We start from the raw sequence: 24,817 nt of genomic DNA, 5'->3' as shown, positions 1-24,817 counted from the left end.
CTCGCCTCCAGACACAACAAAGCCGCTCGAAAGCGGCTTTGTTGAGCAGAAAACAAACTTACTTGTTAGCCAGTTTGTGTTCCAGGTAGTGAATGTTGACGCCGCCTTTGCAGAAGCCTTCGTCATTCACTAGATCGCGGTGCAGCGGGATGTTGGTTTTGATCCCGTCGACCACGATTTCGTCCAGCGCATTGCGCATGCGGGCCATGGCTTCGTCACGGGTCGAGCCCCAGGTGATCAGCTTGCCGATCAGGGAGTCGTAGTTGGACGGAACCTTGTAACCGCTGTACAGGTGCGAGTCGACGCGAACGCCGTTGCCGCCCGGTGCGTGGAAGTGCTTAACCAAGCCAGGGCTCGGCATGAACGTTGCCGGGTCCTCAGCGTTGATCCGGCATTCCAGCGAGTGACCGTGAATATTCACGTCAGCCTGGGTGAACGACAGCTTGTTACCTGCGGCGATGCTCAACATCTCTTTAACGATGTCGATGCCAGTGACCATTTCGGAAACCGGGTGCTCAACTTGCACGCGAGTGTTCATCTCGATGAAGTAGAAACGACCATTTTCATACAGGAACTCGAAAGTGCCTGCGCCACGGTAGTTGATGTCGACGCACGCCTTGACGCAACGCGCCAATACTTCTTGGCGAGCCTTCTCATCGATACCCGGTGCCGGTGCTTCTTCCAGCACCTTTTGGTGACGGCGTTGCAGCGAGCAATCGCGGTCGCCCAAGTGGATGGCGTTGCCTTGACCGTCGGAAATAACCTGGACTTCCACGTGACGTGGGTTGGTCAGGTATTTTTCGAGGTAGACCATCGGGTTGCTGAACCAAGCGCCGGCTTCTTCGCGGGTCTGCTTGGCCGCTTCGATCAGGTCTTCTTCACGGTTTACAACGCGCATGCCACGACCACCGCCACCGCCAGCGGCTTTGATGATCACTGGGTAGCCGACTTCGCGGCCAATGCGCAGTGCGGTTTCTTCGTCTTCGGGCAGCGGGCCGTCAGAACCCGGAACCGTCGGAACGCCAGCAGCGATCATGGCGTGCTTGGCCGATACCTTGTCGCCCATCAGGCGAATGGTGTCAGCTTTCGGGCCGATGAAGGCAAAGCCGGATTTCTCGACTTGTTCGGCGAAATCGGCGTTTTCAGCCAAGAAGCCGTAGCCTGGGTGGATCGCCGTGGCGCCAGTCACTTCGGCCGCCGCGATGATGGCCGGGATGTGCAGATAAGACAGGTTGGCTGGTGCCGGACCAATGCAGACGGTTTCGTCTGCCAGACCCAGGTGCATCAGTTCTTTGTCAGCAGTGGAGTACACCGCGACGGTCTTGATGCCCAGTTCCTTGCACGCCCGCAGGATGCGCAAGGCGATCTCGCCGCGGTTGGCGATCAGGACTTTTTCCAGCTTCTGAGGCTTCAACATCGTTGGCTCCCCGTGGTTCAAACGATGGTGAACAGCGGTTGGTCGAATTCAACCGGCTGACCGTTTTCTACCAGGATGGATTCGATTACACCGGCTTTCTCAGCGGTGATGTGGTTCATCATTTTCATCGCTTCAACGATGCAAATGGTGTCGCCGACTTTAACGGTCTTGCCGACTTCAACGAAGGCAGGCGAAGTTGGCGCTGGGGTGCGGTAGAAAGTGCCGACCATTGGCGACTTGACCACAAAACCGTTCAGTTTTGGTGCAGCAGGTGCTTCAGTCACGGTAGCAACCGGTGCTACAGCTACTGGAGCAGCAGCTGGCGCCTGTTGCATTGGCGCTGGTGCGTAGAACTGTTGGGCTGGAGTTTTGCTGTGACGGCTGATGCGTACGGACTCTTCGCCTTCTTTAATTTCCAGCTCGTCGATGCCGGATTCTTCCAGCAGTTCGATCAGTTTCTTAACTTTACGGATATCCATGAATCGTCAACTCCCAATGGGTCGGTCAGGGGCGTTTAGCTTGTAGTTCAAGCTGTTCCAGGGCGGCCTCCAAGGCCAGTCGATAACCGCTGGCGCCAAGGCCGCAGATCACACCTACTGCAACGTCGGAGAAGTAGGAGTGATGGCGGAAAGGTTCGCGTTTGTGCACGTTAGACAAATGCACTTCGATGAATGGGATGCTCACCGCCAGCAGCGCGTCACGTAATGCCACGCTGGTGTGGGTAAAAGCAGCCGGATTGATCAGAATAAAATCCACGCCTTCATCGCGTGCGGCGTGAATTCGGTCGATCAATTCATACTCGGCATTGCTTTGCAGGTAGAGCAAATGGTGACCGGCCTCGCGGGCTCGCTGCTCCAGGTCCTGATTGATTTGCGCCAAGGTGGTCGCGCCGTAGACGCCCGGTTCGCGGGTGCCTAGCAGGTTCAGGTTGGGGCCGTGCAGAACCAGAAAAGTCGCCATCTGCTGTTCCTTATTTTCTATGTGCAATTGTTAACGCCGGGCGACTATGCCGAAAAGCTGAATCAGTGTCCAGTTGTCTACAATAGCCAGCACGATGTCCGATGTTCGCGAAAAGTTTGTGACCAAGGCTCTAGATCTGGTCATTCGCGATGGCGACACGTTCGGCGAAGTCCGCGGCATTGATTTCACCGATGACCCGTTGGTCACTTTTTTCTACGCCATTTTTACCGAAGAGCATCAGCGCTGGCGGGCCGAACAATTGGTAGCGATCAAGCAGAGCGCGTTGTTCGGCATTGCTGGCGGTTATATCGAAGCGAACCAGTCGATAGCCTTTGAGCAAATCCAGCACCTGCGGGTTGTTCAGCACCTCGTGCTCGATCACTTTGCAACTGATGCACCAGTCGGCGTACCAGTCCAGCAAGACTGGCTGCCCGGCTGCCTTAGCCTCGGCTAACGCGCTGTCGAGCTGCGCCGGGGTCGTGATGGTCTGCCATTGCCCGGTTGTTTGCGCGCTGGCGGTGGCAGGGTTGGCGGCTTGGGAATGGCCGATAGGATTGAACGGATCACTTTGACCGCTCAGCGCGCCGAACCAGCAGGCCAGCGCATACACCAGCAACAACAACCCCAGCAGTTGCGCTAGACGCTGTCTCGGGGTTTTGTAAACGAACTCCAGCGTGCCTAGAAACAGGCTCACGCCTGCCGCGAGCAAGCCGATCAGCAACAACGTGACCGGGCCGGGCAACACACGGCTGAGCAAACCGATGGCCAAGCCGAGCAGCAGCACGCCGATGGCGTTTTTTACGCTGACCAGCCATGGCCCACTTTTTGGCAGCCACGCCGCGCCGCCGGTGGCGACCAGTAACAGCGGGGCGCCCATGCCCAGTCCGAGGGCGAACAGCTTTAAACCGCCCCCCAAGGCATCGCCACTGGCGCTGATGTACAGCAGCGCCCCGGCCAAGGGGGCCGAGACACACGGCGACACCAGCAAGCTGGAAACCACACCCAGCACCGCCGCGCCCCACAGCGAACCGCCTTGGGTGCGACCGGCAATACGGTCCAGCCGATTGCTGATTGACTGTGGCAACTTCAGCTCGAACACGCCAAACATTGCCAACGCAAAAATGGCGAAGAACAGCGCAAAAGGCACCAGCACCCACACTGATTGCAGGCGGGCTTGTAGATTGAGTTGCGCACCGAACATGCCCATCAGCGCACCCAGCAGCGCAAAACAGGCAGCCATCGGCAGCACATAGGCCAGCGACAGGCTAAAGCCACGCAACCCCCCGACTTGGCCGCGCAAGACCACACCCGACAAAATCGGCAGCATCGGCAACACGCATGGCGTAAACGTCAGGCCTAACCCCGCGAGGAAGAACAGCGCGAGTTCGCGCCAGTTCCAGGACGTTGCGGGCGCATTGCCACTCGTGGCCACTGGCGAAGCGGGTGCGCCGCCAATGCTCAGGCGTTCGGTTTCCGGTGGGTAGCACAAGCCTTTGTCGGCGCAGCCTTGGTAGGTGACCACTAGGGTGAACGGGCGTTGATCATTGGCCGGGCGCGGGATGTCGACATCGAGGATGCCGTGATAGACCTCGACGTCACCAAAGTATTCATCGTGTTTTTGCTCGCCGGGCGGCAGTTGTGCCGCGCCCAGAGCGATGTCGGCAGGTTCGGTTTTGAAGGCGAAGCGGTGCTTGTAGAGGTAATAGCCTTCAGTTGGCACGAAGCGCAGCTTGATGCTATCGGGCGTCGTGTCGATCAGATTCAGCTTGAAAGCTTCGCGAACCGGCAAAAAGTCGGCACTGTTATTAATAGCACCTAGGGTTGCGCTGGGACGGGCGTCCAGCAGGCTCGCGCCCAAGGTAGGCAGGGCGAACAGTAGGCACAGGGTAAACAACAAACGGCGCATAACACTCTCGCTAATAAAACCTGCGCGCATGATAGCGGAGTGAAGAAGTGTGTGCCGCCCCGGCTTTTGTAGGCGTTCGGTTCCTCCTGCCGAGAACGAGGCGTTTTAACGCTGTTTGGCGGGAAGGTCTTTAACGATGAATTTCAAATTAACGTCATTGCGTTTGTAGACCCATGAAATATGTCGATCAGTGGCGGTTGAGCAGGTCACGTCCATCACATCAACCAACACAATGTTAATGCTGACGCCTTCGTTCATCGGCGTTTCACACCGCACTTGTTCATACCTCAACGGCCCCACAGGTTGGTAGGTAAAGTCGCTGACACTTTTAAAGGCATGTTTTTGCAGGCTGCTCATGTCTGTCTCGTGGGCTTGAGGCAATGAAATAAGGCGTAACGTTGCGCTCAAGGCCTGTGCGTCTGACAACGCATAGGCGCGCCTCGAAAGTGGCAGGATCAGGCAGGGCCGCAGTTGCTGCTCATTCGGCGTGCACAGAGAACCGCCCGCTGACGTAATTAGAATGGCTAAATAGTTCGACTGATTTTCAACCTGCAGCGTTGCGCTTTCGGCGAGCGGCAAGTAGAGAACAAACAGAATGAAAACAGTGGGTCGCATGGGGGAGCGCCTATTGATGCCGTACGGGTCGCAGACGTTTATCGAGTCTGTTGGTACGGCATCAATTTAATATCACTCCCGCTTAGTCCGGATACTGTCAGAAGTGACAGGGTCACACCCGAAACGCTTGCACCGCCGTATTCAGTTCTGCGCCCAGTTGCAGCAGTTGCTGACTCTGCTTGCGGGCAATGCCGATGCGTTGCAAGTTGTCGTCACCCAGCAGGTGGATACGTTCACTGTGGTCACGAATGTCACTGACCGCCGCGCTTTGTTGGGCGGTGACGTCTGCAATACGCACGGCCGTGTCGGAAATGGTAGTAATCGCCCCGACAATTTCATCCAGCGCGCCGTCGGCCGCCTGCGCCTGTTGGGCGGTGGCCTGGGCGTGCACGACTTGGGCGCGCATGCCTTCAACCGATTGGCGGGCCGCCAGTTGCAGCCCCGCAATCAAGGTCTGGATCTCGCTGGTCGCCCCCGTGGTGCGCTGCGCCAAAGAGCGGACTTCTTCAGCGACTACGGCAAAACCGCGGCCCATTTCACCTGCGCGTGCGGCTTCGATGGCGGCGTTGAGTGCCAGCAGGTTGGTTTGATCGGCGATGGAACGAATCACCGTCAGCACGCCGCCAATGGTGGCTGACTCTTCGGCCAGCCGCTCAACGGTCTGGGCGTTGCCTTGTACTTCACCGACCAGAGCGTGCAGCCCGGTGAGGCTTTGGCCGATGACGCGCTGGCCTTGAGCAACGGCGGTGCCAGCACTGCGACTGGCGTCGGCGGCATGGCTGGCGTCGCCCGCGACCTGCGAAATGGTCGCCTCCAGTTCGCCCAATGCATCGCGAATTTGGCCGGTGTCTCCGGCCTGACGCGCGGCGCCGCTGTGCAGGTCGGTACTCAGTTGGGCCAAGGTTTGGCTGCTGCCCGCGACTTGCTCGGCGTTGAGGCGAATGGTGCCCACCAGGTTCACCAGATAGGCGCGCAGGCGATTGAGCGATGCCTCGATGTCCTGTAGTTCGCGATTGGTTTTACCCAGTTGAATGTCGCGGCTGAAGTCACCTTCGGCCCAGGTCGACAGCAACGGCGCTAAATACGTCAGCACCCGTGCCAACTTGCGTTGCAAGGTGTCGATTAACAGCGCAATCAGCAGGATCAGGCCGATCATCAACACTTGAATCAAGCGCACTTCGTCTTGAATCTGCCCGTGTTCGGCGCGAACCACGGGCTCCAGTTCGGCGATGGCGTGTTGAACGGCGCCGAGCTTGAGGTGAGTGGTGGTGCTGAGTTGGGTGCGTTGTTCGATTTGTGCTTGGGTGCGTTTGAGTTCGGCCGGGTAACGGGCCAGCAGGTTGCTCAACTCGCGTTTGAGATTGACCCCCGCATCTTCTGTTTGCGCGGTTTGAGTGGCATCAAGCCCCATCAGCACCGCGAAGTCGTCGTTGCCCGAGGTGCTTTTGCTGCTGATTCCGAGCAAGGGAAGGGCGTCGATTTGCTGCGCTTGAGCCTGGATGCTGGCCAGTTCGCGCTCAACGTCACCGGCCAACTCACTGCGTCCGCTGCTGACCAGTTTGTCGCGGTTGAGCGATAGCTTGGCCAGGTGCAGAGAGGCCGTGAGCAGCGGCGGTAAGTAGTGCGCAGCTTCAGGAGTGTTGGCCTCGCTGGCGTATTGGTTGAGCTGCTCAAGGCTGGCTGCTAACTCGCGTTCGGCTTGCAGCAGCAAGGCTTGCGGGTCGCCCGCCAATTTGCCAGCCGCCAGCAGTTCGGTGTTGCTGAAGGTGCTCAGGTTTTCAAGGCTGGGGCGCAGTGCATTGGCCAGCGCGGGCGGCAGCGGATTGAGTTCGGTCTTGAGTGCGTCGAGGGCGCTGTTGGCCTCGCTTAGGCGTACAGCATCGCCGCTGGCTAGGTAGTCTTCAATGTTGCGTGCGACTCGGTTCTGGAAGTGTTGCGAGAGGCTCAGATAGCGCTCCATCAACACGTAAGGCCGTTCCAGCGCCTGTTGTGACCACCATAAAGTCGCGCCTAGCGCGAGACACACGGCGACCAACAACAGTGTGTTGAGGTTGGTTAGCAGCTTCAGACGCATGTGGATTCTGCCTACTACGCAGTTAGAAGCGGCTGAAGTTATTGCACTTAGGTTACAGCGGTGTGACGAAGTCGGAGGAGTCAGATGAAATAGTGGCAATTTGCCTTAATTGGTCAAAACGCTGGACCTGGTTGCGTCCGTTTTTCTTGGCAAGGTAAAGCGCTTCATCAGCCTGCGCGGCCATTAACAGACTATCGGCCTCACCTTTGAGTTCTACCACTCCGGCGCTGAACGAACAGCGCAAGTCTGACGGTTGGGCGGGGTAGTGAATCTCCGAGAAGCGCTCACGAATCAGATTGAGCACCGCGTAAGCTGATTCTTGGTCGGTGTCAGGCATGACAATCGCAAATTCTTCACCGCCGTAACGGCCAATAAAGTCGGTTTTGCGCAGGCGCTGTTTGAGGTACAGGGCCAGGCTTTTAATGACCCTGTCGCCCATAGGGTGGCCGTAACAGTCGTTAACGCGCTTGAAATGGTCGAGGTCGAGCATCGCAAAACTCAGCGGGTTATTTTCGCGGCGCGCGCGGTAGGTGCAGTCTTCGAGCAATTGCAGGATATGGGTGTGGTTGTACAGTCCGGTCAGGCTGTCGCGCACCATGCGCGCTTTTAGGTTGCGGGCGCGGGCAGCGCGGTTACGCACAGTAGTAATGAGGTGGCGCGGCTTGATCGGCTTGGTCAAGAAGTCATCGCCGCCTTCGCTCATGGCGTCGAGCTGTTTGTCCATGTCGTCTTCGGCCGACAGATAGATGATCGGCACGCTGACGTAGCGCTCATTGTGGCGAATCACCTTGGCCAGCTCCGTGCCGGTGCAAGCTGGCATGTACATATCGAGGATGATCAGATCCGGCTGGAATTCAGCCAGTTCGGCCATCGTCTGAATCGGGTCGGTGAGCGTACGGGTGATGATGCCTGCGGTGTTGAGCAGGCGCTCGGTGTGCAGTGCCTGCGCCCGCGAGTCGTCAATGATCAGCGCCTTGTACGGCTCGTATTGCGCCACGCAGGTCAGCACTTCAATTTTTTCCATCATGCTGGAGACTTCGAGCGTGCCGGTCAGAAACGCTTGGCCACCTGCGCGCACAGCGGCCAGCCGAGTTGGTGTGTCGGTCTCGTGCTGGCTGAAAAACAGCAAGGGCAGTTTTTGTTCAAGGCCGATTTGGGCCTCGGCAGCCAGTTCCAAGCCTTGGCCGGCTTCGGCGAAATCAACGTCCATCACGATGGCGGCCGGATGGCGTTCGGCCATGGCGTGACGGAAGGCGTTGGGGCTGGCGAATGCCAAGGTGTTGAGTTCGAAAAACTCCAACTGCTTGGCCAGGCGCTCTGCCCGCTCAATGTCTTGCAGCAGGATGTAGACCGGTTTGCGCAGCGGCGGCAATGCCGTCTGTGACAGTTGATCGCCTTGGCGCAGGCCGGTGCGCGACAGGCGTTGCATCAAACGGTTGAGGTCGGTGATCAACGCGCTGCTGAGTCGGCCACGGTTGGTGGCTACCAGTTGCAACACCTCGTCGATGGCTCGCGCCAATTCCGTGTGCTCGGGCTGCTCAAAGCGTTCGGCAAAACGCAGCAGGCGCAGGTTGGCTTCGCTAAATTCAGCGAGGCCTGGGGGCGACCATTCCTGAGTCTGCAAACGCTGCCAAATTTCAAGAATTTGTCGGGCCTGATGAGTAACGCGCTGGGCGAAGTGGTGCTTTAGGCGCTCTTGGCTGGTGTCTTCTTGCTCGGTCATATCCTGGCTGCTGGGTAAGGGGCATGCTGGGGTCGAGTGGTGGCTCTATGCTAGCACCTCATTTTCAATAGAACTTATCCCTGCACGAAATTAACTCGCGCATGCCCCAAAATAGCCATCGTCCGGCCGTTCGTAGGCGAGGCTGTGCATTTGTATAGTGCCGCGTGTAAATGACCCCTGCATTGCTGCAGGTCAGCTTAGGCCCTGTACGAAATGTATCTGCGCTCGGTTATGCTGCGTTAAAAACAGGCTCGACAGCATTTCGTACAGCGCCTAGCCTCGATTTAAAGTCGTGCAAGCAAGGCACGATGAGGTAGGGTTGCGGTCGAACTGTTGACTTAAGCATCTGAAAGGACATAGCCATGCTGGACTGGAAAAAACGTGAGGGCGACGGTGCCCGCGAGTCGGTCAAGGACACTCATACAAAGCCGCGTGGCTATTTCAAAAGTATCCTGTTGAGCCGTTCCATCGCTGTGCTGGTCGGTATTTATGCCGTGGTGTGCCTAGGTCTGGGTTGGTACTGGAGCCAGGAGCCGGACTTGTTCCCGGTGCAGCAAAACGCTCAGTTGGCGGCCGAGAAAAGCGGTCAGCAAATGGTGCCGGGGTTCACCACAGTTGAAACCTTGAAAACGGTAGCCGGTACCTTGCTCAACAAGCCGGGCGGTTATCTGTCTAACGATCGTTTTCCGCCGGGTGTGCTCCTAGACAACATTCCGAGCTGGGAATACGGCGTGCTGGTTCAGGTGCGTGACCTGACCCGTGCCCTGCGCAAAGATTTCGCTCGCTCGCAGTCGCAATCGGCCGAAGACGCTGATCTGGCTAAGGCCGAGCCGCGCTTCAACTTCGACAACAAGAGCTGGATGCTGCCGTCCAGTGAGTCTGAATACCAGGAAGGCATCAACTCCCTGAGCCGTTATCAGGCGCGCTTGTCCGACCCGAATCAGAAAAACGCCCTGTTTTACGCACGTGCCGACAACCTGAACAACTGGTTAGGTGATGTGGGCACGCGCTTAGGTTCGCTGTCGCAACGTCTGTCGGCCAGCGTTGGCCGGGTCAAACTCAACACCACGCTGAAGACTGAAAGCCTGCTACCGGGCCAAGTACCGGTGGTGGATGAAGAAATCGTTGAAACCCCATGGATGCAGATCGACAACGTGTTTTACGAAGCCCGTGGCCAAGCTTGGGCGTTGTCGCACTTGCTGCGCGCCATCGAAGTCGACTTCGCGGATGTGCTGGCTAAAAAGAACGCCACCGTGAGCGTGCGTCAGATCATTCGTGAGCTGGAAGCCGCTCAGGAACCCGTCTGGAGCCCGATGATCCTCAATGGCAGCGGCTACGGCGTGCTGGCGAACCACTCGTTGGTCATGGCCAACTACATTTCCCGCGCGAACGCGGCAGTCATGGACCTTCGTCAATTGCTGTCACAAGGTTAAGTGATGGCTATTTCAGCGCTTGAGGCCGCACACCGTGCGGCCTCAGATGTCGAACAGGTTGCCTGGGTGGATCGCGATGATCGCGTGCTCGGGGCAATGCCTCGGCATCAGCTGCGTGAAAAAGGCCTGATCGGGCGCGGCACTTTTATTCTGTTATTCAACTCTGCCGGTGAACTGTGCGTACACCAACGCACCCTCAGCAAAGCGCTGTACCCGGGGTTTTGGGACGTGGCGGCGGGCGGTATGGTCGGCGCCAACGAAACGTATGCCGAGTCGGCGGCCCGTGAACTGGCAGAAGAGCTGGGTGTGAGTGGTATCCCATTGACCGCTCACGAGCGGTTCTACTTTGAAGGCCCGCAAAACCACCTGTGGTGCGGTGTTTTTTCAGGCGTCTGGGACGGCCCGTTGCAGGTGCAGCCGGAAGAAGTTCAGCACGCCGTGTTTATATCGGTGGCTGAGGCGTTGCGCCTAAGCGAGCAACAGCCTTTTTGCCCGGACTCACTGGATGCCCTGAGGCGTTATCTGGAAACGTTGTAGCCGCTGCCGCAGGCTGCCATCGGTTGCGTAGCAGCCCCGCCTTTAAAATGAAAGCGAAGGTCCTGCGGCCCTTATCGCAGCCTGCGGCAGCGGCGACAGGATTTAGATGTTTTTTGCGCTGATTGGCTATTGGGCAGCGGCCATTTTGTCGTTACACTGCGCGACCTTTTTCAGGCTCAGGCGCTTTTCCCGCCTGAGTTGCGCTGCCCCTGCCAGAGTGGGGCTTCGCGGTCGGTACACCTTGGCGCAACAGCGTCATGCACCGGCCAATTCTTTGTCCTCCATATGAGGATTGCCGGTGGCCAAAAAAGCCGCATCCTTCGCCGCCCTGGGTGGCTTGGTATTTTCCACCGACGCAGGTCGTCACTGTCCAGACTGTCGTCAGCCAGTAGACGCCTGTACCTGCAAACAAACCCTGATCCCTGCCGGTGATGGCATTGCCCGCGTGCGCCGTGAAAGCAAAGGCCGTGGCGGCAAGACGGTCACGACCATTACGGGCGTGCCGTTAGCCGAAGAGGCCCTCAAAGAACTGGCCACCGCGTTAAAAAAACGCTGTGGCACAGGCGGTGCGTTGAAAGACGGCATCATCGAGATCCAGGGCGACCACGTAGAACTGCTGTTGGCAGAGCTGGTCAAGCACGGTTTCAAAGCCAAAAAATCCGGCGGCTAGCAGCCTCTGTGAAAACCACCGCTGGGCGTGTTTTGTCGCTCGCCATGGTTTTCACAGAGCCTGTTATCGCGGGTTTCTAAACTCGGCGCCGTTGTCAGGGTCTACCCCTGTGCAGACTAAACGTCACTTTCACTCTTTAGACTGCGCCTGCCTGCTCTCAGGTTGGGCTATTTGACTTATATATAGGGGACTTCGATGTCCGTACGACGCACACGCAAAGACGATGGCAGCCAATGGACAGTTGCGGACAGCCGCAGTGTTTACGGGATTCGCCATTGGGGGGCCGGGTATTTCGCGATCAATGAAGCCGGTCGCGTTGAAGTCCGTCCGAACGGCCCGAACAGCTCGCCCATCGATCTGTACGAGCAAGTCGACGAACTGCGCAAAAGTGGCTTGTCCTTGCCATTGCTGGTGCGTTTTCCAGATATTTTGCAAGATCGAGTGCGCCAACTGACCGGCGCTTTCGATACCAACATCGAACGCTTGGAATACCAAAGCAAGTACACCGCGCTGTACCCCATCAAGGTGAACCAGCAAGAAGCGGTGATCGAGAACATCATCGCCACCCAAGACGTGTCGATTGGCCTTGAAGCCGGCTCCAAGCCTGAGCTGCTGGCCGTGCTGGCGCTGGCGCCGAAAGGCGGCACCATCGTCTGCAACGGTTACAAGGACCGTGAATTCATTCGTCTGGCACTGATGGGCCAGAAGCTGGGTCACAACGTGTTCATCGTGATCGAGAAAGAGTCCGAAGTGGACTTGGTGATCGAAGAGGCGGCCTCGCTCAAGGTTAAGCCACAGGTTGGCCTGCGCGTGCGCCTGTCGTCTTTGGCGTCGAGCAAATGGGCTGACACCGGCGGCGAAAAATCCAAGTTCGGTTTGTCGGCAGCGCAATTGCTGTCCGTGGTTGAGCGCTTCCGTGAAGCCGGTCTGGATCAGGGTATTCGCCTGCTGCACTTCCACATGGGTTCGCAGATCGCCAACCTGGCGGACTACCAGCACGGCTTTAAAGAAGCGATTCGTTATTACGGCGAACTGCGCAACCTCGGCCTACCGGTTGACCACATCGATGTGGGCGGCGGTCTGGGCGTTGACTACGACGGCACCCACTCGCGCAATGCCAGCTCGATCAACTACGACATGGACGACTACGCCGGTGTTGTGGTCGGCATGCTCAAAGAGTTCTGCGACGCGCAAGGCCTGCCGCACCCGCACATCTTCTCGGAAAGCGGCCGCTCCCTGACCGCGCACCACGCCATGCTGGTGGTGCAAGTGACCGACGTCGAGAAACACAACGACGACGTGCCAGTGATCGAAAACAAGGAAAACCTGCCCGAGACCGTGCAATGGCTGGTGGACCTGCTAGGTCCGACCGACATTGAAATGGTCACCGAAACCTACTGGCGCGCGACGCACTACATGAGCGACGTGGCCACCCAGTACGCTGACGGCAAAATCACCTTGTCGGAAAAAGCCCTGGCCGAGCAATGCTACTTCGCCGTGTGCCGCCGCCTGCACAACTCGTTGAAAGCGCGTCAGCGTTCGCACCGCCAAGTGCTGGACGAACTCAACGACAAGCTGGCCGACAAATACATCTGCAACTTCTCGGTATTCCAGAGCCTGCCCGACACCTGGGCGATTGGCCAGGTATTGCCGATTCTGCCGCTGCACCGTCTTGATGAAGAGCCGCTGCGCCGTGCCGTATTGCAAGACCTAACCTGCGACTCCGACGGCAAGATAAAGCAATACGTCGACGAGCAGAGCATCGAAACCAGCTTGCCGGTGCACGGGCTCAACGAAGGCGAAGACTACTTGCTGGGTATCTTCCTGGTGGGCGCTTACCAGGAAATTCTGGGGGATATGCACAACCTGTTCGGTGATACCGACTCGGTGAACATCTACCAGAACGCCGATGGCAGCGTGTACCACGCCGGCATCGAGACCCACGACACCATCGAAGACATGCTGCGTTACGTGCACTTGTCGCCGGAGGAGTTGATGACTCACTACCGCGACAAAGTAGCCAGCGCCAAGCTCACGGTTAAAGAGCGCACGCAGTACCTAGACGCACTGCGTCTGGGCCTGACGCGTTCGTCGTACCTGTCGAGTCACTGATTGCCCGACACCGTACTTGCTGAGTGAACAACGCTGACCTGTGCATCGCCCTGGTCAGCGTTTTTTTTGCCTGCTAGGTCGTGGTGCATGTCGAAAGTCATCAGGCGTGTCATTGGGTTGGCGTGCGCTGGCTGGCGCCCGTACTGGATCACGTCAGCGGATTCGAAAACCACTGATCCTTGCGCTGCATGCGCCACGCATACAGGCACAGGACCACGCTGCGCAGCACCATAAACAACAGAAAACTTATCCACAGCCCGTGGTTGCCATGACCATGCAGCGCCCAAGCGACGGGCAAGGCGATAACGACGCTGATCAGCATGGCATTGCGCATTTCGCGGGCGCGGGTGGCGCCGATAAACAGCCCGTCGAGCAAGTAACTCCACACGGCAATCAGCGGCAATACCGCTAAGTACGGCAAGTATTTGAAGGCGGTTTCGCGCACGCTCGCAATGTCGGTTTGCATCGTGATAAACAGGTGCCCGCCGAACACAAACAACAGGGCAAACATCACGCTGGCCAACAACGACCAACCGCAGGCCACCACCATGGAACGGCGCAAGGCGGTGCGATCACGGGCGCCGATGGCATGCCCGCACAGCGCTTCTACCGCGTGGGCTAAACCGTCCAGTGCGTGAGCCGTCAGCAGCAACCCATTGAGCAGCAGCGCATTGGCCGCTACGGTGGCATCCCCCAAGCGCGCGCCTTGCACCGTGATGGCAAAAAACACCGATTGCAGCAGCAGGCTGCGGATAAAAATATCGCGGTTAACCCCCAGCAGCGGTTTCCAGTTGAGCCAAACGCGCAATGCGGCCCAGACCAACTTGCCTGGGTACGCCCGCAATGCGCCACGCGTTAGCCACAGGCCGAGCAGTGCACCGCTCCATTCGGCAATCACGGAGGCGCGTGCGGAGCCGACAACGCCCCAGTCCAGCCCGAGGACAAACCACACGTTGAGTACGATATTGATCAGGTTGGTGGTGAGCAAAATCGCCAGAGGTGCCCGCGCGTTTTGCGCGCCTAAAAACCAGCCCACCAACGCATAACAGGCCAAGGCCGCCGGTAAGCCAAACAAACGGGTATGAAAGAAGTCCAGCGTCAGCTCATGCAGCTCGGTCGAAGGCTGCATCACGCTTAACGCTACGCCGCTGAAAGGAATCGCAATCGCCCCCAGAAAGAGCGAGAGCAGCAGCGCCAGCAGCAAGCCCTGGAGCAGAATTTGCCGTAATGCGTTGCCATCATTGCGCCCGGCGGCTTGCGCGGCAAAGCCGGTGGTGCCCATGCGCAGAAAGCCCATCATCCAGGCCAAGAAGATATACAGACTGGCGCCCACCGCCACCGCGCCCAGTTGGTGTGCGTGGGGCAAATGGCCGATCACGGTGCTGTCGACCAAAGCCACCAGTGGCACGGAGATGTTCGACAAAATCATCGGCGCTGCCAGCGCCCACACCCGGCGATGGGTTGCGCGGTCGCGCCAATCAGCTAACAGAAAAGACATGCAGGCTCCTTTGGGGACCGGCATTGTAGAGCGAATGTTTGCCCAGGGCGGGTATTGATTTACAACCTGTGGGAGCCGGGCTTGCCCGCGATTGGGGCGACGAGGGGCGTCAGGCAGATCGAGTTGTTGGCATCGCGAGCAAGCCCGCTCCCAGAATGGGTGTCGAGAACCAATTGCGCATTCCCAGGTCAATCTGACCAGCGCGTCAGCCGTTCGCGCCACGCTGTTATATAGTCGCCCCTTCACTGCCACGACAATGAGTACACCATGCTTAACAAAGGACTGTTCCTGGCTTGCGCGCTGGCGCTGCTGAGCGCTTGCGATTCTTCTTCATCCGGCAAGCCCGAGCCTGTGAAGCCCGCGGCGACTGCGCAGGCCGCCAAGCCGGTTCAAGACCTCAAGGTGCTGGCCGAGCGCTACACCGGACGCCCGTTAAGCGTGGTGGATGTCTCTGAAGTGCAACTGGACGGTGCCAGCACGCTGTCGGTGAGCTTTTCGGTGCCGCTGGATGCGAAGCAACATTTCGCCGACAAATTGCATCTGATCGACGCCAAAACGGGCAAGGTCGATGGCGCTTGGGAACTGTCGGATAACTTGATGGAACTGCGCCTGCGCCATCTCGAACCCCAGCGCAAATTGATCCTCACCGTCGACCCCGGCCTGCGCGCCGTGAACGACGCCACCCTGGCCGCCGAGTACGTGAGCCGCCTCGAAACCCGTGATCTGCAACCCACCGTCGGCTTTGCCAGCCGTGGCAGTTTGCTGCCCAGCCGTTTGGCTGAAGGCTTGCCGGTGATCGCGTTGAATGTCGATAAAGTCGATGTTGAATTTTTTCGAGTCAAACCCGAGTCGCTGCCGGCATTTCTCAGTCAATGGGGCCGCAACAGCAGCCTGCAAAGTTACGAAGCCAAGGACCTGCTGAGCATGGCGGATCTTGTGTACGGCGCACGCTTTGACCTGAACCCTGCGCGCAATACCCGCGAAACCCTGATTCTGCCAACCTCCGGGATCAAGCCCTTGCAGCAGCCGGGCGTTTACCTGGCAGTGATGACCGCGTCGGGCAGTTACAACTATTCAACCCCGGCGACTCTGTTCACCCTCAGTGACATTGGTCTTTCCGTACACCGTTATCAGAAGCGTCTGGACGTGTTCACCCAAGCGCTGGAAGGTGGCAGTGCGCTGGCCAATGTGGACCTGGAGTTGCTCGACGGCAAAGGCAAAATGCTGGCCCAAGGCAAAACCGATAAGCAAGGGCACGCCGAACTGGCGTTGCCGCCCAAGGCCGAGGTACTGGTGGCACGCCAAGGCGATCAGACCAGTGTATTGCGCTTGAACACAGCGGCGCTGGACTTAGCCGAATTCGACATTGGTGGCCCGCAAGCGCACCCCCTGCAATTTTTTGTGTTTGGCCCGCGTGACCTGTATCGCCCCGGTGAAACGGTGTTGCTCAATGCCTTGCTGCGTGATCGTGATGGCAAACTGGTCAAACCGCAGCCGGTAAGCGTTGAAGTGCGCCGCCCGGACGCGCAAGTCAGCCGCAAGTTTGTCTGGGAACCGGACGCGTCCGGTTTCTATCAATACTCGTTGCCCTTGGCCGGTGAAGCGCCGACCGGGCGCTGGCAGTTGGTGTTCGATCTGGGCGACGGCAAGCCGCAGTTGTATGAGTTTTTGGTCGAAGACTTCTTGCCCGAGCGTCTGGCGCTGGAGCTTAAAGGCAGTGACAAACCGCTGAGGCCCGATCAGACCGCTGACATTCACGTCAATGGTCGCTATCTGTATGGCGCCCCGGCTGCTGGCAATCGCTTGAGCGGGCAGGTTTATGTACGTCCGTTGCGCGAGGCGGTCAGTGCGTTGCCGGGTTATCAATTTGGCTCGGTGACCGAGCCCGATTTGACTCAAGACCTGGAGCTGGACGAAAGCGTGTTGAACGCTGAAGGCAAAGAAACCCTCAGCATCGAAAGCCAATGGAGCGAGGCCAAGTCGCCGCTGCAACTGATCGTGCAGGCAAGTTTGCAAGAGTCTGGCGGGCGCCCGATTACTCGGCGCTTGGTGCAGCCTGTGTGGCCTGCGGATCGGTTGCCGGGGTTGCGCGGGTTGTTTGAAGGGGCCGAAACCAATGGCGATGGCCCGGCAGCGTTTGAACTGCTGGTGGCCGACAGTCAGGGCAACAAGCTAGCGGCTGAAAACCTGAAGGTACGACTGGTGCGCGAGCGCCGCGATTACTACTGGAACTACTCGGACAGCGACGGCTGGAGCTATCACTACAACGAGAAATTTCTGAACCTCAATGAAGAAACCGTCGACGTGAAGGCAGGAGAAACCGCCAAGGTCAGCTTCCCGGTGGAGTGGGGCCCGTACCGCGTTGAGGTTGAAGACCCGAAAACCGGCTTGGTTAGCAGCCTGCGCTTTTGGGCCGGTTATCACGCTCAGGACAACGCCGAAGGTGGCGCCGTGCGTCCTGACCAAGTCAAGCTGGCGCTGGACAAAGCCGCGTACAGCGATGGCGACACGGCTAAAGTCACCGTCACGCCGCCTGCTGCGGGCAAAGGCTATTTGCTGATTGAAGGCAGCGATGGCCCGTTGTGGTGGGAAGAGATCGAAGTCCCGGCCGAAGGTAAAACCTTTGACGTCAAGCTCGACCCGAGCTGGGCACGGCACGATTTGTATGTCAGCGCGCTGGTGATTCGTCCCGGCGAGCGCAAAACCAACATCACCCCAAAACGGGCGGTCGGCGTGCTGCACTTGCCGCTTGATCGCACGCAGCGCAAGTTGGCGCTAACCCTCGATGCGCCTGAAAAAATGCGCCCCAAGCAACCGCTGACGGTGAAAATCCAGGCTAAAAACGCTGACGGCAGCATTCCCCAACAAGCCCACGTTTTGTTGGCGGCAGTGGATGTCGGGGTGCTGAACATCACCGATTACCCAACCCCTGATCCGTACGCCAGCCTGTTCGGGCGCAAAGCGTATGGCGCCGACCAACTGGATATTTATGGGCAACTGATTGAGGCCGGTCAGGGGCGTTTGGCCAGCCTGGCGTTCGGCGGTGATGCGGCATTGGCCAAGGGCGGCAAACGGCCTGCGACCAGCGTCACTATCGTTGCACTGCAAAGCACGCCGGTGGCCTTGAACGCGCAGGGCGAAGGTGAAGTCAGCGTCGACATTCCGGACTTTAACGGCGAGCTGCGTCTGATGGCCCAAGCCTGGACCGATGACCGCTACGGCATGGTGCAGGCCAAAACCGTGGTCGCCGCGCCGTTGGTGGCCGAGTTGGCCGCGCCGCGCTTTTTAGCGGGCGGTGATGAGACCCGGCTAGCGCTGGACCTGTCCAACCTCACCGATAAACCGCAAAAACTTGAGGTAAAACTGAACGCGGACGGCCAGCTTAATCTGCTGGGCGAGGCCACACAGAACGTCACGCTAAGCCCCGGCCAGCGCAGCACCTTGCAGATTCCGGTTAAAGCGTCGGGCGGTTTTGGTACGGGTGTGGTCAAGGTGACGGTGAGCGGCTTGGACCTGCCGGGCGAAACCTTGGCGCCGTTTAGCCGCGAATGGACCTTGGGCGTGCGCCCAGCGTACCCGGCGATGCTTAAGCACTACCGCGCCGTGCTCACGGATCAGCCGTGGAACTTGCCTGAAGGCGAGTTGCAGGCCTTTGAGCCAGCCGGGCGCGAAGCCTTGTTGAGCTTGTCGAGCCGCCCGCCGCTTAACCTAGGCGAACAGATTCGTGCGCTTAAGGCGTATCCGTATGGTTGTTCCGAGCAAACCACCAGCGGCCTGTACCCGGCGTTGTATGCCGATGCGGCCTTGCTCAAGCGCTTGGGGCTTAAAGGGGATGAGGACGCCGAGCGTAAACGCAAAATTGAACTCGGTATTGAGCGCCTGTTGGGCATGCAGCGTTACAACGGCAGCTTTGGCCTGTGGGGCGCAGACGGTGAGGAAGAGTATTGGCTGACCGCCTATATCACCGACTTCTTGCTGCGCGCCCGTGACCAAGGTTATGCCGTACCTGGCGAGGCGCTGAAAAAGGCCAACGAACGGCTGCTGCGTTATGTGCAAGAGCGCAACCTGATCGAAGCCGATTACAGCGACAACCTCGACCACACCCGTTTTGCCGTGCAGGCCTATGCTGCCCTGGTATTGGCGCGCAGCCAACAAGCGCCGCTGGGTGCGTTGCGCAGCATTTTCGAGCGCCGCAGCGACGCGCGCTCAGGCTTGCCGCTGGTGCAATTGTCGATTGCCTTGCAGAAGATGGGCGACCAACCACGTGCCGATCAGGCTTTGATCGCGGGGCTGGCAGCCAAGCGCAAAAACGATCAATGGCTAGGCGACTACGGCAGCCCGCTGCGTGATCAGGCGCTGATTCTGGCACTGCTGGAAGAGAACAACCTGATGAACAGCCAACGCGAGCAGCGTCTGTTTGAACTGTCAGATAGGTTGGCAGAGAGCCGCTGGCTGTCGACTCAGGAGCGTAATGCTTTGTTCTTGGCTGGGCGTGATCTGTTGAGCAAGCCGGAGTCGAACTGGAAGGCGCAGCTCACCAGTGGCGATCAAACCCGCGAGCTGAATAACAACCAGTCGGGCTTCAAACTTGAAGGGCCGTTGTTGGCGCAGCCGTTGACCTTGCGCAATGAAGGCAGCGACGCGGTGTATCAACAGTTGACCATTTCGGGTTACCCACAGCAGGCCCCGGTTGCGGGCGGCGAGAACATGAGCATTCGCCGTGATTACCTGGGCATGAATGGTGAGCCGCTGAATATCAAAAACCTTAAAAGCGGTGATCTGGTGTTGGTGCATGTGGCGGTGACGGCCAAGCAGCCCGTGCCGGATGCGTTGGTGGTCGACTTACTGCCAGCGGGTCTGGAGCTGGAAAACCAGAACCTTGGACAAAGTGCCGCCAGCCTTGAAAACGCCAGCAGCGAGGTCAAGCAATGGCGCGAATCGATGCAGAATGCCAGCGTGCAGCATCAGGAATATCGCGATGACCGTTACGTGGCGGCGCTGAAACTGGAGGGTTATGGCACTGCGCACTTGCTGTACCTGGCCCGTGCGGTCACGCCGGGTACTTACCGCGTGCCGCCGCCGCAAGTGGAGTCGATGTACCGGCCCAACTGGCAGGCCGTGGGCGAAACACCCGGCGACATGGTGATCAAGGCCCGCTAACCCAACCAACTTTGTAGGAGCTGCCGAAGGCTGCGATCTTCTGATCTTTTAAAAGATCGCAGCCTTCGGCAGCTCCTACAGGGTGAACGGCGTCAGTGGATAATCCAGCTCAATACCCACAGCCCCAGCAGCAGCCAGATCACGCCGCCGATGATTGAAACGCGCATAAAGGCGCGCACGGCGTTGTACAAAAACAGCAGCCCGAGCACCAGCACAGCGATGCTGACGATGGAGGTGTCCATGCCCAAGGCGCGGGCCATGCCGTCGATAAAGTTGCTGCCCGCTTGAGTAATCATGTTGAACAGGCCGCTTAGGCTTTCGACGATCCAGCGAACGACAGTGCCCAACCACAGGCCCAGATTTCCAATAAAGCTTTCGACGTGCATGGGGATGTCCCGATCAATAAGATGGCCACTGTGCCAGAGATACCCCTTAGGCAACCAGACAGGGTGCAAAGTTGCGTCATGAATAATGCTTAAAAAGAGCGTGTTGTGGACCACCAGCGGCCTGTTGTTGATGGTCGCTTTGCTGTGGCTGGCCGATCGGCTCTGGCCCTTGCCGCTGCCCAAGGATGACTTGGCCCGCGTGGTATTGGCCGAAGACGGCACGCCGCTGTGGCGTTTTGCCGATGCCAATGGCGTATGGCGTTACCCGGTGCAAACGGACGAGGTGTCGCCGTATTACCTTGAGGCGTTGCTGACCTACGAAGACCGCTGGTTTTATCAACACCCTGGGGTTAACCCGCTGGCCTTGGGCCGTGCAGCCTGGCAAAACCTCAGTGGCGGGCGAGTGTTGTCTGGGGGCAGCACGTTGTCGATGCAAGTCGCCCGTTTGCTGGATCCGCATGAGCGAACGTTGCCGGGCAAGTTGCGTCAGCTGTGGCGCACGGCGCAGTTGGAATGGCATTTGTCGAAGGATCAGATTCTCAATCTGTACCTCAATCGCGCCCCTTTTGGCGGCACCTTGCAAGGTGTGGCGGCGGCCAGTTGGGCGTATTTGGGCAAGTCGCCGCAGCAACTCACACGCTCCGAAGCGGCGTTATTGGCGGTATTGCCCCAAGCGCCGAGTCGCCTGCGCCCCGACCGTCACCCGGAGCGTGCGCAAGCGGCGCGCGATAAAGTGCTGCGGCGTTTGGCCGAGTATCAAGTGTGGCCGCAGGCTGCGGTCGATGAAGCGCTTGAAGAACCCCTGCTGCTGGCGCCGCGACTGGAGCCGAGCCTCGCGCCGTTGCTGGCGCGGCGTTTGAATCGCCCGCACAGCCCGCCACTGATTCGCACCACATTAGATGCCAGCTTGCAGCGTCGCCTTGAAGACCTGCTGCTGGGCTGGCGCGCCCGGTTACCCGATCACACCTCAGCGGCGATCATTGTGGTCGAAACTGAAACCATGGCCGTGCGCGCCTATTTAGGCTCGGTCGACATCAACGATGCGCGGCGCTTTGGCCATGTCGACATGATCAACGCCCTGCGCTCGCCGGGTTCGACGCTCAAACCGTTTTTGTACGGGATGGCAATGGACGCGGGGCTGATTCATTCCGAATCGCTGCTGCAAGATGTGCCGCGTCGTTATGGCGATTACCGGCCGGGCAACTTCTCGATGGGCTTTAGTGGTCCGGTGTCGGCCAGTTCGGCCTTGGCACTGTCACTTAACCTGCCGGCGGTGCAACTGCTCGAAGCCTACGGGCCTAAACGCTTTGCGGCGGACCTGCGCAACGGCGGGATGTCGCTGAGTTTGCCGGCCTTGGCTGAACCTAATCTGGCGCTGATTTTGGGCGGAGCGGGGAGTCGCCTCGAAGACTTGGTTAGCGGCTACAGCGCGCTGGCCCGTGGCGGTAACAGCGCGAACTTGCGCCTGCAGCCACAAGACGAATTGGTCGAGCGACGCATGCTGTCACCGGGTTCGGCGTGGATTATCCGACGCATTCTGAGTGGGCAGGCGCGACCTGATCGCGACCCAAGCGCCGAGTTGGTACAGCGTCCGTCATTGGCGTGGAAGACCGGCACCAGCTACGGCTTTCGCGATGCTTTAGCGATTGGTGTGGGGCCGCGCTACCTGATAGGCGTCTGGATTGGTCGCCCCGATGGCACGCCGGTGCCGGGGCAATTTGGCTTGGCCTCGGCTGCGCCGCTGATGCTGCAAGTGCACGATGTCGTGAGTAATCGCGACAGCCAGCGGGGCATTGTCGCCCCGGTACAGCCGGTGCCGAGCACGGTTGGGGTGGCAGCGATTTGCTGGCCGCTTGGCCAGCCACTGAGCAAAAGCGACCCGAATTGCCGCCGTCAGCGCTTCGCCTGGACGCTGGACCACACCACGCCGCCGACCCTATTAGCGGCCGACCAACCGTTGGGTGTGGGCTTGCGCGAAACCCTGTGGGTCGACCCGCAAGGCCTGCGAGTTGGCCCACAATGCCCTGGCGCCCAACAGCGCGAAATCGCGGTGTGGCCTTCACCGCTTGAACCTTGGTTGCCACGGGTTGAGCGACGCGAAGCCCGCTTGCCGCCCGCCTCGACAGACTGCCCGCCACCCGCCTTGAACGCGGTGACAGCCCTGACGATCGTCGGCGTGCGCGAAGGCGATCGCCTACGACGCCCGGCGGCAAGCCAAGCCTTATTGCGCTTGGAACTTTCCGCGTTGGGGGGGGATGGTCGTCGCTGGTGGTTCCTCAACGGCGCGCCGCTGGGCGACAGCGGGCACCAAGAAACACTCAACACCACACTCGATCGCCCCGGTCGATACCAACTCAGCGTACTCGACGAAAGCGGGCAAACAGCCCGGGTCGAATTCAGCGTGGTGGAGTAGGGGCGGCCTTCAGGTCGGCCGTGCCTCTGTTGGAGTATTTCGCAAAGAACAGCTAGGCACCCACCCCATAAAAAGACACATCAATTAGCGTTATATCTTTAGTGATCAAGAGTTGTGCGCGCACAACATGATAAAAACTTACTCATTGATTTATAAGATTTTTTAAAATCTTATGAGCCAAAAGTATTAATCATTAAATGAACTGAAACCCATGGATATAGAAGGGGTTAATACCAAGTTGTGAATTGTTCTAATCCTGATGCGGCGTAGATATGAAGCCACGGACGAACGCATCTCTGACGTTAGAGCAGAGAGCTTTCGAACTTAGGCGAATCAGGTGCAAGGGAATAAATCATGAACACTCAACTTTGGTTAAAAACAAGCACAGCCCTTCTGTTGGTGATGACCGTCAGCCTTGCTGGCTGCCATAGCGGCGGTGGCGGATCCAAAAGTCATGTTGAATCGAGCACGCCTGACAGCGGTACGGGCGGCACAGGTGGTGGTGACGGTGGTGGTACCGGTGGTGGTGATGGCGGCACAGGCGGTGGAAACAACGGTGGTGGTAATGGCGGTGGCAACAATGGCGGTGGAAATAACGGTGGCGGTAATGGCGGTGGCAACAATGGCGGTGGAAACAACGGTGGCGGTAATAACGGCGGTGGCAACAATGGCGGGGGTAATAACGGCGGCGGAAACAACGGTGGCGGTAACGGCGCCAGCAACACGCCTCTGGTCACCGGCCAGGTAGTTAGCCAGGTCGGCACAGCAGTGGGGGGTGTTGGCACGGCCGTCAGCGGTGTGGGCACCACGCTCACTACCGTTCCTGTGGTGGGGGCGGCCGCAGGCCTAGTCACCAATACCGGCAATGCAGTGACGTCCATCAGCGATGGTTTGAAAGGCCTGGGCACGCTGGGCACTGATAAAAACTCGCTGGGCCTCACTGCTGCTGGCGCAACCAATGCGGTGGCTGATGTCGGCAAAGGTGTGTCCTCTCTGGGACAAGGCGTTAGTGGCCTGCTCGACAACACACCCATCAGCCATATCCCGTTGGTGGGTGGCGTGACAGACAAAGTGACAGGCGTGGCTGGCGGCTTGGTGGGCAAGGTCGGCACAACCGTCACCATGATCGGTAATACCTTGACCACTGACATCACCAGCGGCCAATTGGGCAAATTGACCGGCACGGTTAATGGCAAGGTGCTGGTACCCGTGATTTCGCTGGTCGAGAAAACCACGGGTCAAGTTGGCACGGCGACAGGTTTGGGAGCGCCCGTGGATGGTGTCTTGAATAAGGTGGGCGGTGTGGTGACTGGCCTTGGCAATAAGGTGACTACCGTCGGTGATCAAAACCCGGTGACCACGCTGGTCGGGGGTGTCTTGGTCGGTGTCGGCGGTGTGGCTGACAAGGCCGGTGGTTATGTGAATCCGGCGCCGGGTACAGGCACAGGTACTGGCACTGGGGTTGGTGGATTACTCGGTGGCGTGACCGGCGCGGTGGGTGGTGCAGGTGCAGGCGGCGGCTTGCTGGGTGGTGTGACAGGTGGCTCGGGCACCGTTACTGGCGCCGGCGGTGTGGGCGGCGTGTTGGGCGGTGTTGCAAGTACGGTCGGTGGTGTTGTGGGTACTGTCACCGGTTCTGGTGAGGGTGCAGGGGGTGTTGGCGGCTTGCTGGGCGGTGTGGGTATTGGAGCAGGTGTGGGTGTTGGGGCCGGTGTCGGCGCAGTAACCACCCCTTCAGGCGCAGGTGTTGGCGCCGGGGCAGGGGCTGTTGCTGGCGCAGGTGCAGGTGCAGGTGCAAGTTCTGGCACAGGTTTGGTCGGTGGCTTGGTTGGGGGTGTGCTTGGCGGGTTAGGCAACTTGGGCAAGAAAAACTAACGAAATTGCACCTGGCCGGTTCGACGGCCACTTCTACA

17 protein-coding genes are annotated in these 24,817 nt (G+C 59.0%); 7 read left to right on the top strand and 10 right to left on the bottom strand.

Annotation, left to right across the window (positions count from 1 at the left end):
* Positions 1–58: 58 nt before the first annotated feature.
* From accC to B347_RS0105935, 7 genes are all read right to left on the bottom strand, one after another.
* On the bottom strand, positions 59–1,417 hold the full coding sequence (gene accC / locus B347_RS0105965; RefSeq protein WP_019408791.1) for an acetyl-CoA carboxylase biotin carboxylase subunit: 1,359 nt from the start codon (positions 1,415–1,417) through the stop codon (positions 59–61).
* A 17-nt stretch (positions 1,418–1,434) separates the two neighbouring features.
* Positions 1,435–1,896 (bottom strand): acetyl-CoA carboxylase biotin carboxyl carrier protein, encoded by a 462-nt coding sequence (gene accB / locus B347_RS0105960; protein ID WP_019408790.1) that lies wholly within the window; start codon positions 1,894–1,896, stop codon positions 1,435–1,437.
* Positions 1,897–1,921: 25 nt separating this feature from the next.
* Positions 1,922–2,377 carry a type II 3-dehydroquinate dehydratase gene (gene aroQ / locus B347_RS0105955; RefSeq protein WP_019408789.1) on the bottom strand — a complete coding sequence of 152 codons (456 nt, stop codon included), beginning with the start codon at positions 2,375–2,377 and terminating at the stop codon, positions 1,922–1,924.
* A gap of 130 nt (positions 2,378–2,507) precedes the next feature.
* Complete coding sequence (locus tag B347_RS0105950; RefSeq protein WP_019408788.1) at positions 2,508–4,283, bottom strand: protein-disulfide reductase DsbD; 1,776 nt, start codon at positions 4,281–4,283, stop codon at positions 2,508–2,510.
* 105 nt (positions 4,284–4,388) lie between these two features.
* Positions 4,389–4,898: a hypothetical protein gene (locus tag B347_RS0105945; RefSeq protein ID WP_019408787.1), complete on the bottom strand. Its 510-nt coding sequence runs from the start codon at positions 4,896–4,898 to the stop codon at positions 4,389–4,391.
* Positions 4,899–5,010: 112 nt separating this feature from the next.
* Positions 5,011–6,054 (bottom strand): methyl-accepting chemotaxis protein, encoded by a 1,044-nt coding sequence (locus B347_RS27130; RefSeq protein WP_423812771.1) that lies wholly within the window; start codon positions 6,052–6,054, stop codon positions 5,011–5,013.
* A gap of 970 nt (positions 6,055–7,024) precedes the next feature.
* Entirely contained in the window at positions 7,025–8,695 is a 1,671-nt protein-coding gene (locus B347_RS0105935; protein ID WP_019408785.1) for a GGDEF domain-containing response regulator, read from the bottom strand.
* 362 nt (positions 8,696–9,057) lie between these two features.
* Between B347_RS0105935 and B347_RS0105930 the strand changes: the two genes are divergently transcribed.
* The 4 genes from B347_RS0105930 (at position 9,058) to speA (ending at position 13,447) form a co-directional block, all read left to right on the top strand.
* Complete coding sequence (locus B347_RS0105930) at positions 9,058–10,128, top strand: DUF2333 family protein (RefSeq protein ID WP_019408784.1); 1,071 nt, start codon at positions 9,058–9,060, stop codon at positions 10,126–10,128.
* Positions 10,129–10,131: 3 nt separating this feature from the next.
* Entirely contained in the window at positions 10,132–10,665 is a 534-nt protein-coding gene (locus tag B347_RS0105925; protein ID WP_019408783.1) for an NUDIX hydrolase, read from the top strand.
* A gap of 298 nt (positions 10,666–10,963) precedes the next feature.
* Positions 10,964–11,335: a translation initiation factor Sui1 gene (locus B347_RS0105920; protein ID WP_019408782.1), complete on the top strand. Its 372-nt coding sequence runs from the start codon at positions 10,964–10,966 to the stop codon at positions 11,333–11,335.
* 195 nt (positions 11,336–11,530) lie between these two features.
* On the top strand, positions 11,531–13,447 hold the full coding sequence (gene speA, locus B347_RS0105915) for an arginine decarboxylase (RefSeq protein WP_019408781.1): 1,917 nt from the start codon (positions 11,531–11,533) through the stop codon (positions 13,445–13,447).
* Here the strand turns inward: speA and B347_RS26540 are convergent.
* Positions 13,441–13,620: a hypothetical protein gene (locus B347_RS26540; RefSeq protein WP_157786880.1), complete on the bottom strand. Its 180-nt coding sequence runs from the start codon at positions 13,618–13,620 to the stop codon at positions 13,441–13,443. The genes speA and B347_RS26540 overlap by 7 nt on opposite strands.
* Complete coding sequence (locus B347_RS0105905) at positions 13,596–14,945, bottom strand: MATE family efflux transporter (protein ID WP_019408779.1); 1,350 nt, start codon at positions 14,943–14,945, stop codon at positions 13,596–13,598. Before B347_RS0105905 ends, B347_RS26540 begins: the two co-directional genes overlap by 25 nt.
* A 267-nt stretch (positions 14,946–15,212) precedes the next feature.
* On the opposite strand from B347_RS0105905, the gene B347_RS0105900 reads away from it, so the two are divergent.
* Entirely contained in the window at positions 15,213–20,105 is a 4,893-nt protein-coding gene (locus B347_RS0105900; protein WP_019408778.1) for an alpha-2-macroglobulin family protein, read from the top strand.
* Between the two features lie 92 nt (positions 20,106–20,197).
* Here B347_RS0105900 and B347_RS0105895 read toward each other — a convergent pair whose 3' ends face one another.
* Positions 20,198–20,491, bottom strand: a complete 294-nt coding sequence (locus B347_RS0105895) for a hypothetical protein (protein ID WP_019408777.1) — start codon at positions 20,489–20,491, stop codon at positions 20,198–20,200.
* Between the two features lie 85 nt (positions 20,492–20,576).
* On the opposite strand from B347_RS0105895, the gene pbpC reads away from it, so the two are divergent.
* Entirely contained in the window at positions 20,577–22,904 is a 2,328-nt protein-coding gene (gene pbpC / locus B347_RS0105890) for a peptidoglycan glycosyltransferase PbpC (RefSeq protein WP_019408776.1), read from the top strand.
* A gap of 354 nt (positions 22,905–23,258) precedes the next feature.
* Positions 23,259–24,779 carry a collagen-like triple helix repeat-containing protein gene (locus B347_RS0105885; protein WP_019408775.1) on the top strand — a complete coding sequence of 507 codons (1,521 nt, stop codon included), beginning with the start codon at positions 23,259–23,261 and terminating at the stop codon, positions 24,777–24,779.
* Positions 24,780–24,817 lie beyond the last annotated feature (38 nt).

It is taken from the genome of Pseudomonas psychrophila HA-4 (genome assembly GCF_000282975.1).
Classification (GTDB): domain Bacteria; phylum Pseudomonadota; class Gammaproteobacteria; order Pseudomonadales; family Pseudomonadaceae; genus Aquipseudomonas; species Aquipseudomonas psychrophila_A.
This window is presented reverse-complemented; position numbering and strand designations above follow the sequence as displayed.

Coding starts and splice junctions, on each gene's coding strand:
- accC (WP_019408791.1), bottom strand. CDS start 1,417: ATGTTGAAGCCTCAGAAGCTGGAAAAAGTCCTGATCGCCAACCGCGGC.
- accB (WP_019408790.1), bottom strand. CDS start 1,896: ATGGATATCCGTAAAGTTAAGAAACTGATCGAACTGCTGGAAGAATCC.
- aroQ (WP_019408789.1), bottom strand. CDS start 2,377: ATGGCGACTTTTCTGGTTCTGCACGGCCCCAACCTGAACCTGCTAGGC.
- B347_RS0105950 (WP_019408788.1), bottom strand. CDS start 4,283: ATGCGCCGTTTGTTGTTTACCCTGTGCCTACTGTTCGCCCTGCCTACC.
- B347_RS0105945 (WP_019408787.1), bottom strand. CDS start 4,898: ATGCGACCCACTGTTTTCATTCTGTTTGTTCTCTACTTGCCGCTCGCC.
- B347_RS27130 (WP_423812771.1), bottom strand. CDS start 6,054: ATGATCGGCCTGATCCTGCTGATTGCGCTGTTAATCGACACCTTGCAA.
- B347_RS0105935 (WP_019408785.1), bottom strand. CDS start 8,695: ATGACCGAGCAAGAAGACACCAGCCAAGAGCGCCTAAAGCACCACTTC.
- B347_RS0105930 (WP_019408784.1), top strand. CDS start 9,058: ATGCTGGACTGGAAAAAACGTGAGGGCGACGGTGCCCGCGAGTCGGTC.
- B347_RS0105925 (WP_019408783.1), top strand. CDS start 10,132: ATGGCTATTTCAGCGCTTGAGGCCGCACACCGTGCGGCCTCAGATGTC.
- speA (WP_019408781.1), top strand. CDS start 11,531: ATGTCCGTACGACGCACACGCAAAGACGATGGCAGCCAATGGACAGTT.
- B347_RS0105905 (WP_019408779.1), bottom strand. CDS start 14,945: ATGTCTTTTCTGTTAGCTGATTGGCGCGACCGCGCAACCCATCGCCGG.
- B347_RS0105900 (WP_019408778.1), top strand. CDS start 15,213: ATGCTTAACAAAGGACTGTTCCTGGCTTGCGCGCTGGCGCTGCTGAGC.
- B347_RS0105895 (WP_019408777.1), bottom strand. CDS start 20,491: ATGCACGTCGAAAGCTTTATTGGAAATCTGGGCCTGTGGTTGGGCACT.
- pbpC (WP_019408776.1), top strand. CDS start 20,577: ATGCTTAAAAAGAGCGTGTTGTGGACCACCAGCGGCCTGTTGTTGATG.
- B347_RS0105885 (WP_019408775.1), top strand. CDS start 23,259: ATGAACACTCAACTTTGGTTAAAAACAAGCACAGCCCTTCTGTTGGTG.